Below are 14,553 nucleotides of genomic sequence, written 5' to 3' on the forward strand. Positions count from 1 at the left end.
TGCGAGAGACCACGCCAGCCTCGCCAGACCAAAACGTTCCCGCCCCACGGATGGCCCGCTTCATTACAAAACGACTAACGTCGATGGCGCCACTTGATACATCGGACTGAGGATGTACTATTTGCAACGGCGCTCGCGGACCGACCCCCGCCGCCCGTGGTTGTTCCGGTCGCCAGACGTCGGAGGACGGGCGGATGACGATTCACCAGCAATTGCTCGCGGATTTGGTCGAGTTTGCTCCGGACGCCATGCTCATCGTAGACGCCTCCGGACGGATCCTGTACGCCAATCAGCGCGTCACTCACGTCTTCGGCTATGAGCGGGACGAAATCGTCGATCGCAGTGTCGACATGCTGCTGCCGGAACGTCTGCGGCCAAAGCATGCTCATCACCGTCGCAACTTCGCGGAGGATCCACGTACGCGCCCCATGGGCGCGGGGCTCGACCTGCTGGGCCGTCGCGCCGATGGCAGCGAATTCCCCGTGGAAATCAGCCTCAGCCCGCTGCGCGACGGCCTGGCCGCGGCGGCAATCCGCGATGTCTCCGACCGCAAGCGCGTGGAGCAGGAGTTGATCAACGCCCGCGAGGCCGCCGACCAGGCTCGCGAAGAAGCCGATCGCGCCAACCTGAGCAAGAGTCGTTTTCTAGCAACGGCCAGTCACGATTTGCGCCAGCCGTTGCAAGCGCTCGCGATGCTGCACGGGACACTGTGCCGCGTGGACATGCATCCCAACGGTCGCGAAGTGCTGGCCCAGCAGGGACACGCGATCGACTCGATGAAGCGCTTGCTGAGCGCGCTGCTCGACATCAGCAAGCTGGAGTCGGGTGCGATCAGCCCGCAGCCCACGGATTTTCCCATTCATCAGTTGTTCGAGCTGCTCAGCGCCGAATTCTCGCCGGCGGCGCGCTCCAAAGGTCTGACATTGGTCGTCGAGCCGACGCAGCTGTGTACCCACACCGATCAGTCCCTGCTCGAACAGTTGTTGCGCAACCTGATCTCCAATGCCATCAAGTACACGCGTGCTGGAGCTGTCACTCTGCGAGCCACGCCGATTGCGAGCGGCGTGCGGATCGAGATCTGCGACACCGGCGTGGGCATCCCCACGGATCAACTGGCTTACATCTTCGATGAGTTTTTCCAAGTCGGCGTGGCGAGGAACACGACGCGCGAAGGCTACGGGCTCGGGCTCGCGATCGTGCAGCGAATCGCGAAGCTCCTCGGCCTGCGGATCCACGTCCAATCCGAGCCGGGCAAAGGCTCGGCATTCACATTGGAGTTGCCGCGTGCCGAAACATCGAAGTCGGACTGGCCCATGGACGCATCCGCCTCTGGCAATCACCTCGCGCGCCCCGCCCAGAGCGGCAAGATACTGGTCACCGAGGACGAGCCGAGCGTGCTGCTGGCCACCCGGCTGCTGCTGGAGCTGGAGGGGTATCAGGTCATTTCCGCCAGTAACCGGGAGGAAGCCCTGCAACGAGGTTGCGAACATCCCGACATCGACTTGCTGATCAGCGACTATCATCTGCAGGAAGACCAGACCGGGCTGAATGTCATTTCCGGGGTTCGCCAGCAGCTCGCCAGGAATATTCCGGCCATCCTGGTGACCGGCGACACCTCCAGCGCCATGCGCAAGCTGCCCGGTGACCGGCAGCTGCGGCTCGCCAGCAAACCCATCGACGCGGAGGAGTTGCTCACGTTGATGGACGAGCTGCTGCATACGCCGGACGCTCTCCGGCCTGCTGAGCGCTTACCTTAGCTCGCGACGCTCCTCGCATGCCGCTCGGCCAGCGCAAGGTAGACATGTGCCTTGTCGGCCCAGGGAGCGAGCGAGGCGACCGTTGGATCCAGAATGTGCCACGCCAGGATCTTCGCACGCACCAACGCCCGACAGCTCTGATAGAAATCCAGCAAGCGCCGCGAGCATGCATCGCCGGCCTGGCTTTGACAGGCTGCGATGATCTGCCCGGCGACTTCGGTCGCACCGGCCAACTCGCATTCCAGCCGCAGAAAGGCGAGCTCCTCGGCCGGATCCAGCACGCGCAGCTCGCGAGAGAATTCCAGCGAATCGATGATACAAACGGGCGCGAGACAAATGTGCTCCGGCCGCAGGTCGCCGTGACATTCCACGATTCTGCCGGCCATCGCGCGCTTTGCCAGCTCGGGCCGCAACGAGTCCAGCGCCTCCTCGACAGCCGCGACCGCCGCATTCACCACCGCCAGATCCAGCTGCAACTCCGGCGCGCGCAATGCTTTGCCATCCATCGCCGTCCGCTCGACCAGTCGGCCCAGATAATAGTCCGCGGGCAGGAAATATCGGGGCTGCCGCTCGTAGAAACGGGCAAGCAGCGCTCCGACCTCCGCCAGCGCGCCCGGCGCAACCGCCTTGTCGGCGATCGCGCGCTCCAGCATATGGCGTGAAGGCAATCGCTTCATCCAGACCAGCCAGTCGACGATGTCGCCCTCGCCGTAGACCTTGAGCTGCCCTCGCTCATCGAGCACCAGCGGCACGGCGTCCAGATAGACATCGGGCGCGAGCCGCCGGTTCAGACGCACTTCCTGCAGACAGTTGCGATGACGATCCGCCAGCGAGCGCAGGTCCAACAGCGGGTACGCCGCCGGCTTCTTCATCTTGTACGCGTACTGGCCAACCAGAAACACCCAGGCGAAATGCGTTTCGATCAACTCCACCGCTGCCGCGGGTGCTGGATAGGACGCGACCGAGCACAGCGCTTGCAACTTCCGCGATGTGCTCACCGAACCGCTACGCTCGCCTGTCACGTCCATGCGCGGCCTCAACGCCAGTGAATGGTCTCGATCAACCGCTTGAGACCCTCATCGTGAGGATGGGCCAACATACGTTATAAAACGACCAGCTCCGCGAAGTCCGGCGTCTTGACGACCAGCATGTCGCACGGCAACTGCTCGAGCACCGCCTCGGCTGTACTCCCGACGATCAGGCGTTTCAAACGACGGCGGGAGATGGCCCCCATCGCCATGATGTCGATTCCGTAGGCACGCGTGAGACGGCACAGCACTTCGTCGACGCCCCCCGTTTCCAGATGAATGTTGTCGCCCGGCAGTCGCAAGTCGGAGGTCAGCGCGATGAGCTCCTTGAGTTTCAGCTTGCGCTCCTCTTCCAGCGCCTCGGCGGGAATATCGATCAACAGCGGCGGCACGGTGACCGCCGCCGCCGCGATCATCGCAGCTGGAATGTAGGTATGGATGGCGTGCAGCTCACCGCCGAGCGCCTGCGCAAAGCGGGATGCTTCTTCCAGGATGGAACGATCCAGCAACCTCGGCTTGTCATCCAGGTGGCCGGGATCGAGCGCTGCACCGATGCGATACTTCGACGACCACGGCGTGGGCTTCACCAGCAGCAGTGGCACCGGACAGCCGCGAATCAGCTCCCAGTCGGTGTTCGTCAAGAACGTCCGCTGCGCAACCGTGTGATGATGCGTGTCCTTGATCACGAGCCCGGCGCACGTATGCTTGACCCGTTCGAGCAACGCGACGTGCAGCGGATCGGCAGCGACGACCTCCGTCGTCACATCGATGCCGCGATCTCGCAATGGTGCCGCAAGCGACTCGAGCTGTTCCCGCAAGTCGACTTGAAACGGCGTTCGCGGCGACTCCCGCATGTGCTCCGCATAGCGCAGCTCTCGCGCGACCTTCGTATCGCAAATAAACAAGTCCAGCCTTGCCTCGAATTTTTCCGCGAGCAGAGCCCCTTTGGCAACAGCCGGCTGCTGTTTCGCGGTCGGATCGACGATGACCAGGATGTTTCGAATCGGATTCATGGTCGTTCCTCTTCAGGCAAGCGCGAAGGCTATGCTTCCGATATCGCGGCGCTGACCTGCAGGTCATGCACCACTTCCGTTTCGGCCGCGAGCCAATCTTCCAACTCATGACCCGGCTCGAAGCCGCGCTCCTGCGCACGGAAGTAAGCAGCAGTCGCGATCATTTGATGCCGTTCAACGGCGCGACTGGCCGCTTCACTCGCAGCCATGCGGACGATTTCCGCGTGATCGACCCGAGGCTTACGTCGCGGCGTGATTTTCGGCGCGGACGTTCCGGGCTTGGGGAGATGAAGGCGTTTAGGTTGCGAGCTCATGACGTCACCTGCTGTCGCTTATTTCACCTCGACGGCAATCGACTGCTCCGGCTGGGTCGGCGCCGTCTTCGGGATCCGAACCCTCAGCACCCCGTCCTTGGACTCGGCGCGAATGTTCTTGGCATCGATGTTGTCCGGCAGCGAGAAGCTGCGGGAGAACGTGCCGTAGAAACTCTCGACACGGATCTCGTTCTCGCCCTTCTGTTTCATTTCCTGGCGGCGCTCGCCGGAAATGGTGAGCAGCCCCTGCTCGAACGTGACTTTGACGTCCTCTTTCTTCACTTCCGGCAGCTCGGCTTTGATGACGTACTCGGCGTCGGTCTCGCTGATATCGGCGACCGGGCGCCACGTGCTTTCATCCCCCTCGAAGCGGCGCATCGCGCGCGAGAAGAACGGCGAATATTGCCGGAACATATCTTCGACTTCGCGGAAGGGTTCCCAACGGGTAATGTTCATGTCGCATCTCCGATGAAGTAAGGTTCACTGGTCTGCGCCTGAAATAATTGGCGCGGCACGTCGCGCTCGCCATTCGGGGAACGCCGTAAGCGCTACGGGATCTCTGCGCCCCCGGACGCTCCTGTCACCCCGCGTGGTGCGCCGGCGCCCGCCTGCCCCTGTTGGCGGACAGCTCGCCCCGCCCAGTCGCGAGCCGCGGGCTCGGCGCGAGCTTCGGTACCTTGAAACTGCCTGGCTTGATCACCAGCAGATCGCAAGCAACCCGATCGATGACGCGCTCCGCTGTGTTGCCGACGACGGGATGCGTATCGACGCTTCGAGATACAGCCCCCATGACCAACAGATCTGCGCCGGCGCGGCGCTCGATCGCAGGAATGATGTCTTCGGGCGCACCGGCTTTCACTTCGCACGCGTCGGCGTCCACGCCATGCCGGGTCGCCAGATCCTGCACCGCCTGTCGGGTCCGTTCGACGATCAGTGAGCGAACCGACCGGCTGGAATCCGGGACGTGGCATGCATGAACCAGACTCAGCTGCCCGCCGAACTGCCCGGCAACGACACTGGCCGTATGCACCAGACGTTCATCGAGTGCCGCCGGCTTGTCGTGCGCGTGAAAGGGATCGACCGCGACGAGAATGGTCGGCCGCGGAGCAACCTCCGGCGATCGCACGAACCACACCGGACAGGGGCACTGACGGATCAATTCCCAATCGGTGTTGGCCAGCAACCACCGGGCCAGCCGCCCGTGCCTGTGGCTCGCCGTGAGCAACAGGTCGGGCCTGGTTTTCAAAACCTGACGAACGATGGCTTCATGCGCCGGATAGTCCCAGGTCGCGATGCATTTCGAGTCGCGGGCCCGAGTCAGGTCGACCAATGCTTCCATGCGCTCACGCCGCTGCCGAAGCGCCGAGGCAATGATCTGCGATCGCGATCCCATGGGAACATCGTTGACCGGCTGTGGCAGCATGAAGGAATTGAACAGCACCAGCCGAGCACCGGTGCGAAGTGACAAGGCCACGGCCTTGGTCAATGCGGGCTGATCCTCCGCGAAGGGATCGGCGATGACCACCATCAGCGTCTTCCACGCTCGTTTGCTCATGGTTGCTCCTGTCACGCGCAAGTTACCCGACGATCTGCGCATGGCTGCCGTTGACCACGCCAGCTGCGTTCGCCTCATCGGTGTCCAGATGCAGCTCGAGCCGGAAGTCCGGCGCGACACGCACCGTGACATCGCCGAAGATCAGATCGCGTCCCTCGCTGTCGATCTTCACGCTCACTACCTGGCTGTTGCGGACGCCGAGCTGCCGGGCTTCCTCCGGGTTCATATGAATGTGACGGCGCGCTGTAATGACGCCGCCCGGCAACGTGATCGAACCCGCCGGACCGATCACTTGCAGCCCGGGCGTGTTCGCCACGTCTCCCGAGATACGCAACGGCGCGGCGATACCCAGGGTGCATTCGTCACTTCGCGACAGTTCGATCTGATCCCGATTTCGCGGCGGCCCCATCAGACGCACATGATCGATCCGCCCGCGCGGGCCAACCAGACTCACTGTTTCCTGTGCTGAGAACTGCCCGGTCTGCGACAGCCAGTGACGCACGTGCAGTTCGAATCCATCGCCGAACAGCGCACGCAACGTCGCTGCACTCAGATGCGCATGCCGCGCGGAAACCGCGATCGGAATATTCACCTCAACCCGCTCGCTGGCGTCGTTCCTGACGCTGCTCGTGCTTGACCGCGCCAGTAATGTCGCACATGAACGTCGTGATGACATCGAAGGCGTCATCCATCGCAACGACACCCGCCAGCCCGCCGCGGAGATCCACCACGGGAACGCGGCGGACTCCTGCCAACTGCATGGCTTGCAACACATCGCTCAGGTCTTCAGTCTCATTCGCGACGACCAGATCGCGGCTCATCACGTCATCGACCGTGACCGTGTCTGGATCGACCCGCTGCGCCATGACTTCGACAACCAGATCGCGATCGGTCAGGACACCTATGGGCCGACGCGTGTCGTCGCCAAGCCGATGCACGATCAGAAATCCCACATGATGCTCTCGCATCAATCGTGCCGCGGATGAGATGCTTTCGGTATTGGCAATGGAGACGGCGCCACGTCGACAAACTTCACCGACTTTCATGACATCCTCCACGAGCCAGCGGGCTCTTGGCTACTTCGAGGAGTGTCGATCTGCGCGCCCCTGCGCAACCATGCGGGGAAGGCCGTAAGCGGTACGTGCCGTCACCCGTGGCTCGGGCTTGCGACGGCCGCTGTTTTTTTCACGCCATCAAAGCGGCTGAATCCAGTACTTCGCGCCGCTCGCCCGCAAAAACTCCTCGCACTCGTTCCCACGCAGCATCGCGAGTGTCGTCAATGTGCCAGCTTGCGTGCACGTGTCGGCAGCGACCGTGATTGAATGAGGGGCGTCTGTCACGGGCCAGCCGGTGCGCGCGTCGATGATGTGCGAATAGCGACGACCCCGATGCAACACGAAGCGGCGTGAGTCGCCGCTCGTCGCGAGCCCGCCACGGGTCAGGTGCACGAGTCGCACCGCCTTTCCCGCCTGTCCCGCCGCCTCGATGCCGACTCGCCAGGGCTGTCCATCCTGACGCGGGTTTCGTACCGCCACATCGCCGCCGAAATTGATCAGGCAGCTGGAGCCCGGTGCGATCTGTTCGATCTGGGCCGCCGCCAGATCCACCGCATATTCCTTGCCGATGCCGCCCAGGTCGATCTGCATGCCCGGCCGCAACTGCAGGACCGGTTTGCGCCACTGAACGTGCTGCCATCCGACGCACGTCATCACAGCGTCGATTTCCTCCTGCGAGGGAACGACACTGCCGCCGTCGAACGTCCAGACGGCGCGCAGCACGCCCGAGGTGATATCGAAACGGCCTTCCGACATCCTGGTCAAGGTCTCGGCGAAATCGATCAGGGCGGCGGACTCTTCGTCGAGCACGACCGCGCGTCCCGCGCTCGAGTTGATCGTGTGCACGACGCCGTCCGAGCGGTAGCGGCTGAACTTGAGCTCGATGCGCCAGGCGCAGGCGGCGGCGGCTTCGACGATCCGTCGCGCGACTGCCTCCGGGGCCCGTTCGATCAGCACTTCGCAGGGGCACGCCATCGCCGTGAACCGCCCGATCCACTGCTCCTCGTCGCGGCTCAGCGTGATGGACGAAGGTGACGAAGTCGTGCCCTGCATGGCGAAGCGGCCCGAATGTCACAGCCCGAAGCGGTAGCCGAACTGAGCGATGACTGCCTTCAGGTCCGGATACTGTTCGCGACCGAACTGATTGCCGATCAGTTGCTCGTGCGAGATCGTGCCGTTCTGCTGGTAGTACTCCAGGCGCGCGCTCCACTCGTTACCGGCTGAGGTCTGATGACCGAACTTCGCTCCGACGGTCACGGCATCGAATTCACCCAATCGAAAGTCCGCGGACGCATATGCTGGCAATGCCGCGCCCTGGACCAGACTCGGGCGATAGAAATCCGCCTGTGATTGCATGTAGTAGCGGAGCACCGGCTCGACATAGCTCGCGCTGCCCAAGGGCCAGCGCAGACGCACTTCACCGGTATGCGAATCGATGCCCCAGTCGTCCGTCATGAATCGATACGAGCCATACAGCACCGGCGCGCCGAAAGCGTGTTTCATCTCAGCGTACAGACTCTGCTTGGAGCGCGAATCGGGCCGGCTTTCGTACAGATAGACGCCGGTCGGCCCCGCCACGCCCGGCGCCGGAGCGCGCAGGATCGTGTCGCCCGTAGTACCGTCGACCACACTTAGAATCTTGTAGGGATCGTTCAAATAGCCACTCGACTGGCTATACGAATAGTTCACGCGCAGCACGGTAGTGCGCGACAGAACCTGCGTCACCCCGAACAGCACATCGACGACGTCCTTGCTGTCGCTGTTACGTTTGTTGCTCAGGTCGCCCACGTCCCGCATCTGTGACAACGGCACGGGCGCGCCACCGACCGGATCGATGTCGTCCTGGGAATACGCCAGGCCGGCGCTGATCGTCGTGTTGCGCTTGTTGAAATCGCGCGCCAGCGAAACATTCGCGCCGAGGTGCGTGTAGTCGTACTCGGTGGAGAACCCAAGGCCGGCCGACAACGTGTACAGCCGCGCAAGCGGCTGCGTCCAGCTGGCATTGAGCGCGAATCGCGTGTCGTGGAAGGTGTCGTCGAGGGGCGTCTTGCCGGCGGGCGTCGAGTAGACGGCTTTGCCCGACGGGCTGGTAAAAGTCTGCGGCGTATCGGTGGCGATCGCGCCGCTGGCCGACGCACCTGTCAGCGTGTCCGCGCTCAACGTGAAATTCAGCAACCGCTCGTCGTCGAAGGCCCGCTTCGCACCGATCGTCGCACTGACGTCCTGCACTCGATCGTCATTCTCGCCGTAGTACAGCAGCGCGGTGTCGAACGACCAGCGTCCGGCCTCGTCCGCCATGACCGGCGCCGCGCCGGTGCCCAACAAGGCGCAGGTGGCGGCCGCGAGCCTGGCGGTCAGATTCCTGTCATCGCTCATGCGTGTTCCCTTCTGTGCTCGTCAATTGCAGCCGCAGCCGCCGCCACCAAAGCCGCGTCCGCCGCTGGAGGCTTCTTTGCTGAAATAGATGTGGTCGTCGATGGCGGCATCGACGGGACTTGCATCCAGCGACATCTCCGGTCGCGCCAGCACGTCGCGCTGCCAGGGCTCGACGCCAACGCTCGCGCACCCTTGCAGAGCCAGAGCGGCGATGAACAAACCAAGTAGCTTCATTCCGGTTCTCCCGTTCATGGATTCATTGAGGCTGGACTCGAGACGCGCCGCCGCTTGAGAGCAGACGCTCCAGCTCCGCCTCGCGCCGCTCGCGCATGTCTTTGCGAAAGCCGATGTGGACCTCGACCTGCTGGCCATCCCGCCCGATGACGTATGAGCTGGGCATGCCAGGGACCTGGTAACGCGAGGCGAGCACGCCGTCGGGGTCGTACACGATCTGGAAATCGGCCGGGGTCTGCTGGAGAAAGCGATCCGCCTCGGCGCGCTCCCGATCGACGTTGACGCCGATGACCACCAGACCGCGATCGCGATACCTGGCCTGCATCTCGTTCAGCCATGGGAAGGATTGCCGGCATGGCGCGCACCACGACGCCCAGAAATCGATGACCACGACCTTGCCCCGGAATCGAGCCAGATCGAGCGGTTCAGCGCCCGCCATGGCCAGCGACGGCAGCCAGGCCAGCGCGGCCAACACTATGAATCGGCAAGTATTCGCGTAGATCGCATCGGCACCGAATCGGCTCATGGGTCGCTCGCGGCAAGACTGCATCCGCGTTAGACGCGCCCCTACGGGAAATCAATCGAACGCGCCTCTTCAGAGCTTGCCCACCGCCCGCTCGTTGGCTGTAATCGTCGCGCAGACAGCTTCCGGTCTTCTCATTGCTGGCGCTCCTCGACCACGCTGCGCGCCGACCGGCGTCGCAGATACGCGTAGTACAGAACCGGAATGACCACCAGCGTGAGTGCTGTCGATACCAGGATGCTCGTCGTATCGGGGCCCATAGATCTCGGCAACGAGCGGCGCCTGAACCGGCGGTCCTGGCGGCACTTCCACGACCTGTACGGAAGCGCCGAAGCGCTCGCCGATCGCCGCGAGATCGGCACGCACCGACAGTGCGATCTCGTGGCTCTGGCGCGATCTGAGATGCTTGTCGACCAGATTCACCTGCAGGTCGCCCAGCTCCGGGCTTTCGCGCAGATAGTACTGGCGCACCAGCCCGTTGAAATTGATCGGCGCCGCGGTACCTGCGCCAGCGGACAAAAACCGGTGAAGGCTGCCGCAGCCGCGGCTGGACTGCTCAAAGCGCTGGCGAACGAACAGCGGCTGATGATTCTTTGCAACCTGGTCGAAGGGCCGCTCTCGGTGGGAGAGTTGAATGAGCGCCTCGATCTCAGTCAATCCGCACTATCGCAACATCTGGCCGTGCTGCGCGAGGCAAGCATCGTGGCGACGACGCGGGAGGCTCAGGTCATCCGCTACTCGCTGCCGCCGGGCGTCACGACCGACATCATCAACCTGCTCCACCGCGAATTCTGCGAACGATGAGAGCGACATCGGACTGCCATCTATGGCGCCGGTGATTTCCTCTCCACGGGGATCGAGGCCGCAACGAGGCACTCTCCGGGATTTCCAGCATGCACTCGCGGGATGTTCGTGTGGGCAGGCGTGCTGACGCGAACACAATGGGGTCTGCAACTCCCCCCATCGCCACGCGAGGATCCGCGTCATGTCCCGATTCATGAAAGCCGCTGTGTTCGTCGAGCCCGGTCGGATCGCGCTGGAGCAACGTCCCATCCCCGAGATCGGGCCGTTGGATGCCCTGATCCGGGTGACGACGACGACGATCTGCGGCACCGACGTGCACATCATGAAAGGTGAATATCCGGTCAAGCCGGGTCTGATCGTCGGCCATGAACCGGTCGGCGTGATCGAGAGACTCGGCTCCGCCGTGCAAGGCTATCGCGAAGGACAACGCGTCATCGCGGGTGCCATTACACCCAGCGGCCACAGTCACGCGTGCCTCGCCGGCGATGGCGCGCAGGACGGCGCCGGCACGGCGCACGGCTGGAAACCCATCGGTGGCTGGAAATTCGGCAACACGATCGATGGCTGCCAGGCGGAGTACGTACGAGTCCCCGATGCGATGGCCAATCTCGCACCGGTGCCCGATGAGCTCAGCGACGAGCAGGTCCTGATGTGTCCCGACATCATGTCCACCGGCTTCGGCGGCGCTCAGCGCGGTCGCATCCAGATCGGCGACACGGTGGCAGTGTTCGCCCAAGGCCCGATCGGCCTGTGCGCAAGCGTCGGTGCCCGACTGATGGGTGCAACCACCATCATCGGCGTCGAAACAGTCGCGGCGCGGGCGCAAGTTGCTCAGCGGCTCGGCGTCGACCACATCGTGGATTTCCGGAAGGAAGATCCCGTCGAGGCCATCATGAAACTCACTGGTGGCCGCGGCGTGGATGTCGCGATTGAAGCGCTCGGCACGCAGCCGACGTTCGAAGCCGCGCTACGAGTGCTCAGACCCGGCGGCACGCTCTCGAGCCTGGGCGTTTACTCCAAGGATCTCACGATTCCGCTGGGCGCATTCGCCGCGGGCCTGGGCGATCACACCATCGTCAGCACGCTGTGCCCGGGCGGCAAGGAACGGATGCGGCGCTTGATGCAAGTCATTGCGTCGGGCCGCGCCGATCTGAAGCCGCTCGTCACCCACCGCTTCAAGCTCGACCAGATCGAGCAGGCCTACGAACTGTTCGCGAACCAACGCGACGGTGTGCTGAAAGTCGCCATCACGCCCTAGCCCGGACTCGAGTGGCGCGGATCAATGCGGAATCTGCGCCACTTCTTGCGCGAGTCGATGCTGAAGTTGCGAGACCTTCATCGGCGCCTGTAGCACGTGCTCCAACGTGCGATACGCCAGAGGCAGCCTCGCGAGTTGTTCTGCGCAATACGCGCGAGCTTCTGCCAGCGGCGCCGACGCGCACAGGCGCCGGCCATTCATCATTACTTCGTGCAACAGCGGCTCACCGTCGATGGCCTCATCCTCGCAACCGAGCACGTCCATGCCGAGATAGCCACTCTGATCGTACTGACGAAAGATCTGGCGCGGCCCCGGCCAGGTTTCCTTCCACTGAGACAGCTTCCTGACAGGCCGGCCGGCATACTGTTGCAGCTTGTATGCGCAATCCAGCGATGGGGCGTCTTCCGAGACCACCAGCCTGGTACCCAGACAGAAGCCATCGATCGGCGCCTTGGCTGCGACCATCGCGTCGATGGCATATTCATCCAGGCCGCCGCTGGCGTAGATACGAATGTCCCGACACTTGCCCCGATCGAGCACGGCGCGTACGGCGCACGCCGACTGGGCCAGATCGCCGCTATCGATTCGCACCCCATGAATGCGCAAACCCTCGCTATGCAGGCGATGCGACAGCTCGACCACGCGTTCGGCACCTCGCAGCACGTCGTAGGTATCGATCAGCAGGACGACATTGTCCGGATGGCAACGTGCAAAGTTCTCGAAGGCGTCGGCTTCGAACTCATGCGCTTGCACGAAGGAATGCGCCATGGTTCCCGACATGGGAATGCCATATCGAAACGATGCTTCGACGGTGGCGGTCGCATCCATCCCGGCGATGTAGCTGGCCCGGCTTGCCAGCACCGCTGCCTCCGCGCCATGCGCGCGTCGCATCCCGAAATCGATCAGCTCCGCTTTCGGCGCGGCCAATCGACAACGGGCGGCCTTGGATGCCACCAGTGTTTGATAGTGCAGCAGGCTGACGATGCGGCTCTCGACCAGTTGCGCCTCGGGCAACGGCGCTTCGACGCGCAGAATCGGCTCGCTTGCGAAGAACACCGTCCCTTCGGGCACCGCGAACACGCGGCCAGTGAAGCGAAACGACGCCAGTCGCTGCAAGGTATCGGCGCTCAAACGGCCGGTCGACTGCAGCCACGCGATCTGCTCCGGCGTGAATCGAACGGTTGCGAGATAGTCGAGCACTTGCTCGAGCCCGGCGGCGACCAGAAAGCTGCGCCGCTCCGGCAGGCGCCTGACGAAAAACTCGAACACCGCCGTCTGCTGCATTCCCAACCGGTAATAGGCATCGAGCATCGAGAGCTGATACCAGTCCGTGAGCAACACCGAAGGCGGATCGTCATGCATCGACATGTTTCGCTCCCGGATTGCCGATCAGGCTGCCGTCGACCGGGACCAGGATTCTGCTGTACATGGCGCGTACTCCGATGGGCTCGAATGACCCCTGGTCCCATGGAATCTAGGCGCGAGCGCGGCCGGAGCGAACTCGGACTTCTCCGGAATGGACACGCACTTTCGCGGGGACGGCGCTGCGGCCCTAAGGAACGCCGCGTAGCTGCCCTCGGGAACGCTCGGGTTTCGCGACCTCTGGCGACGCTCATACTCCAGGCACCGTTCATCAACAGAGCCCGAGCCATGGTGCGTGTTGCGGTCCTGACGAGTGGCGGCGATGCGCCGGGAATGAATGCAGCGATACGAGCCGTCGTGCGCTGTGGCGTGCTGCGCGGCCTGCAGATGCTGGGCGTGCGGCGTGGCTATTCCGGACTGATCGCCGGAGATTTTATTCATCTCGGGCCACGCGAAGTGGGCGGCATCATTCATCAAGCCGGCACTGCGCTGGAAACCAGTCGCTGCGAGGAATTCAAAACCGATGCCGGTCAGCAAGCCGCCGTTCAGCAGCTGCATCATCACGACATCTCGAATCTGATCGTCATCGGCGGCAACGGCTCGCAAGCCGGCAGTCTCGCACTGGCAAATCGGGGCATCCGCGTCATCGGCATTGCCTCGACCATCGACAACGACCTGCCCGGCACGGATGTTTCGATCGGCACGTCGACCGCATTGGACACCGCGCTCGCAGCCATCGATTGCTTGCGAGTCACCGCCGCCTCTCACGAACGGGCATTCATCGTCGAAGTGATGGGACGGCACAGCGGCTACCTCGCCGTGTCGGCCGCGATTGCCGGGGGCGCCGAAGCTGTGATCATTCCTGAGGCGGACACGACGCCCGAGGATCTCGTTCACCAACTGCATACGTCACGCGAGCGCGGTAAGAAACATGCAATCGTGGTGGTCGCGGAAGGCGCGAAATACGACGCAGACGCACTGGTCCGGTATTTCGACCTGCACGCGGCGAAGATCGGCATTCAGTTGCGCATGACGCGGCTCGGCCATGTGCAGCGTGGCGGCACCCCGGGCGCCTTCGATCGAATCCTTGCAAGCCGCTTCGGAGCCGCCGCCATCGAGCTCATCGGCCGAGGGCAAGCCGGCTGCCTGGTCGGCATCCATCGCGGTGAGATCATCCATACACCGCTATCGGAAGTGGCCGGTCACAGTCGGCCGCTGGACCCCACTCTACTCGAGCTGGCGCGAGCTCTGGCAACCTGATCCTCGGAGGTATC

16 protein-coding genes and 1 pseudogene are annotated in these 14,553 nt (G+C 63.5%); 4 read left to right on the forward strand and 13 right to left on the reverse strand.

From position 1 onward, the window contains the following. Window positions 1-194 precede the first annotated feature (194 nt). The gene (locus EKO19_RS34545; protein WP_129781979.1) at window positions 195-1,757 is read left to right on the forward strand and encodes an ATP-binding protein; all 1,563 of its coding nucleotides are present in this window, start codon (window positions 195-197) and stop codon (window positions 1,755-1,757) included. Here EKO19_RS34545 and EKO19_RS34550 read toward each other — a convergent pair. The 12 genes and pseudogenes from EKO19_RS34550 to EKO19_RS40080 all read right to left on the reverse strand — a co-directional run. Beyond that, window positions 1,754-2,785, reverse strand: coding sequence for a hypothetical protein (locus tag EKO19_RS34550; RefSeq protein ID WP_129781980.1), 1,032 nt, complete (start codon window positions 2,783-2,785; stop codon window positions 1,754-1,756). The genes EKO19_RS34545 and EKO19_RS34550 overlap by 4 nt on opposite strands. A 74-nt stretch (window positions 2,786-2,859) precedes the next feature. Further along, the gene (locus tag EKO19_RS34555; RefSeq protein ID WP_129781981.1) at window positions 2,860-3,798 is read right to left on the reverse strand and encodes a universal stress protein; all 939 of its coding nucleotides are present in this window, start codon (window positions 3,796-3,798) and stop codon (window positions 2,860-2,862) included. 29 nt (window positions 3,799-3,827) lie between these two features. Further along, window positions 3,828-4,112 (reverse strand): DUF2934 domain-containing protein, encoded by a 285-nt coding sequence (locus EKO19_RS34560; protein ID WP_129781982.1) that lies wholly within the window; start codon window positions 4,110-4,112, stop codon window positions 3,828-3,830. A gap of 18 nt (window positions 4,113-4,130) precedes the next feature. Further along, window positions 4,131-4,568 (reverse strand): Hsp20/alpha crystallin family protein, encoded by a 438-nt coding sequence (locus EKO19_RS34565; RefSeq protein WP_129781983.1) that lies wholly within the window; start codon window positions 4,566-4,568, stop codon window positions 4,131-4,133. Between the two features lie 124 nt (window positions 4,569-4,692). Beyond that, complete coding sequence (locus EKO19_RS34570) at window positions 4,693-5,667, reverse strand: universal stress protein (protein ID WP_175597301.1); 975 nt, start codon at window positions 5,665-5,667, stop codon at window positions 4,693-4,695. A 22-nt stretch (window positions 5,668-5,689) separates the two neighbouring features. Continuing rightward, window positions 5,690-6,259: a phosphate propanoyltransferase gene (pduL, locus tag EKO19_RS34575; protein ID WP_217705789.1), complete on the reverse strand. Its 570-nt coding sequence runs from the start codon at window positions 6,257-6,259 to the stop codon at window positions 5,690-5,692. Between the two features lies 1 nt (window position 6,260). After that, window positions 6,261-6,713 (reverse strand): CBS domain-containing protein, encoded by a 453-nt coding sequence (locus tag EKO19_RS34580; RefSeq protein ID WP_129781986.1) that lies wholly within the window; start codon window positions 6,711-6,713, stop codon window positions 6,261-6,263. Window positions 6,714-6,860: 147 nt separating this feature from the next. After that, complete coding sequence (locus EKO19_RS34585) at window positions 6,861-7,775, reverse strand: FAD:protein FMN transferase (RefSeq protein WP_129781987.1); 915 nt, start codon at window positions 7,773-7,775, stop codon at window positions 6,861-6,863. An 18-nt stretch (window positions 7,776-7,793) separates the two neighbouring features. Further along, window positions 7,794-9,098 carry a DUF3570 domain-containing protein gene (locus EKO19_RS34590; RefSeq protein WP_129781988.1) on the reverse strand — a complete coding sequence of 435 codons (1,305 nt, stop codon included), beginning with the start codon at window positions 9,096-9,098 and terminating at the stop codon, window positions 7,794-7,796. Between the two features lie 21 nt (window positions 9,099-9,119). After that, window positions 9,120-9,332 (reverse strand): DUF4266 domain-containing protein, encoded by a 213-nt coding sequence (locus EKO19_RS34595; RefSeq protein ID WP_175597302.1) that lies wholly within the window; start codon window positions 9,330-9,332, stop codon window positions 9,120-9,122. A 22-nt stretch (window positions 9,333-9,354) separates the two neighbouring features. Further along, window positions 9,355-9,858 carry a TlpA disulfide reductase family protein gene (locus EKO19_RS34600; RefSeq protein ID WP_157995578.1) on the reverse strand — a complete coding sequence of 168 codons (504 nt, stop codon included), beginning with the start codon at window positions 9,856-9,858 and terminating at the stop codon, window positions 9,355-9,357. A 243-nt stretch (window positions 9,859-10,101) separates the two neighbouring features. Further along, a pseudogene (locus EKO19_RS40080) lies at window positions 10,102-10,368 on the reverse strand (hypothetical protein); the annotation flags it as partial. Between EKO19_RS40080 and EKO19_RS40085 the strand changes: the two are divergent. Both EKO19_RS40085 and EKO19_RS34615 read left to right on the forward strand, forming a co-directional pair. Then, window positions 10,339-10,659 (forward strand): ArsR/SmtB family transcription factor, encoded by a 321-nt coding sequence (locus tag EKO19_RS40085; RefSeq protein ID WP_407676677.1) that lies wholly within the window; start codon window positions 10,339-10,341, stop codon window positions 10,657-10,659. The pseudogene EKO19_RS40080 and the gene EKO19_RS40085 overlap by 30 nt on opposite strands. A 181-nt stretch (window positions 10,660-10,840) precedes the next feature. After that, window positions 10,841-11,917 carry an NAD(P)-dependent alcohol dehydrogenase gene (locus tag EKO19_RS34615; RefSeq protein ID WP_129781992.1) on the forward strand — a complete coding sequence of 359 codons (1,077 nt, stop codon included), beginning with the start codon at window positions 10,841-10,843 and terminating at the stop codon, window positions 11,915-11,917. A 21-nt stretch (window positions 11,918-11,938) separates the two neighbouring features. Here the strand turns inward: EKO19_RS34615 and EKO19_RS34620 are convergent, their stop codons facing one another. Beyond that, window positions 11,939-13,285: a nicotinate phosphoribosyltransferase gene (locus tag EKO19_RS34620; protein ID WP_217705790.1), complete on the reverse strand. Its 1,347-nt coding sequence runs from the start codon at window positions 13,283-13,285 to the stop codon at window positions 11,939-11,941. 282 nt (window positions 13,286-13,567) lie between these two features. Here EKO19_RS34620 and EKO19_RS34625 point away from each other — a divergent pair, with 282 nt between their 5' ends. Further along, window positions 13,568-14,539, forward strand: coding sequence for an ATP-dependent 6-phosphofructokinase (locus EKO19_RS34625; RefSeq protein ID WP_129781993.1), 972 nt, complete (start codon window positions 13,568-13,570; stop codon window positions 14,537-14,539). Window positions 14,540-14,553 lie beyond the last annotated feature (14 nt).

It is taken from the genome of Peristeroidobacter soli (assembly GCF_004138485.1).
Taxonomy (GTDB): domain Bacteria; phylum Pseudomonadota; class Gammaproteobacteria; order Steroidobacterales; family Steroidobacteraceae; genus Steroidobacter; species Steroidobacter soli.

Coding starts and splice junctions, on each gene's coding strand:
- EKO19_RS34545 (WP_129781979.1), top strand. CDS start 195: ATGACGATTCACCAGCAATTGCTCGCGGATTTGGTCGAGTTTGCTCCG.
- EKO19_RS34550 (WP_129781980.1), bottom strand. CDS start 2,785: ATGGACGTGACAGGCGAGCGTAGCGGTTCGGTGAGCACATCGCGGAAG.
- EKO19_RS34555 (WP_129781981.1), bottom strand. CDS start 3,798: ATGAATCCGATTCGAAACATCCTGGTCATCGTCGATCCGACCGCGAAA.
- EKO19_RS34560 (WP_129781982.1), bottom strand. CDS start 4,112: ATGAGCTCGCAACCTAAACGCCTTCATCTCCCCAAGCCCGGAACGTCC.
- EKO19_RS34565 (WP_129781983.1), bottom strand. CDS start 4,568: ATGAACATTACCCGTTGGGAACCCTTCCGCGAAGTCGAAGATATGTTC.
- EKO19_RS34570 (WP_175597301.1), bottom strand. CDS start 5,667: ATGAGCAAACGAGCGTGGAAGACGCTGATGGTGGTCATCGCCGATCCC.
- EKO19_RS34580 (WP_129781986.1), bottom strand. CDS start 6,713: ATGAAAGTCGGTGAAGTTTGTCGACGTGGCGCCGTCTCCATTGCCAAT.
- EKO19_RS34585 (WP_129781987.1), bottom strand. CDS start 7,775: ATGCAGGGCACGACTTCGTCACCTTCGTCCATCACGCTGAGCCGCGAC.
- EKO19_RS34590 (WP_129781988.1), bottom strand. CDS start 9,098: ATGAGCGATGACAGGAATCTGACCGCCAGGCTCGCGGCCGCCACCTGC.
- EKO19_RS34595 (WP_175597302.1), bottom strand. CDS start 9,332: ATGAAGCTACTTGGTTTGTTCATCGCCGCTCTGGCTCTGCAAGGGTGC.
- EKO19_RS34600 (WP_157995578.1), bottom strand. CDS start 9,858: ATGAGCCGATTCGGTGCCGATGCGATCTACGCGAATACTTGCCGATTC.
- EKO19_RS34615 (WP_129781992.1), top strand. CDS start 10,841: ATGTCCCGATTCATGAAAGCCGCTGTGTTCGTCGAGCCCGGTCGGATC.
- EKO19_RS34620 (WP_217705790.1), bottom strand. CDS start 13,285: ATGTCGATGCATGACGATCCGCCTTCGGTGTTGCTCACGGACTGGTAT.
- EKO19_RS34625 (WP_129781993.1), top strand. CDS start 13,568: ATGGTGCGTGTTGCGGTCCTGACGAGTGGCGGCGATGCGCCGGGAATG.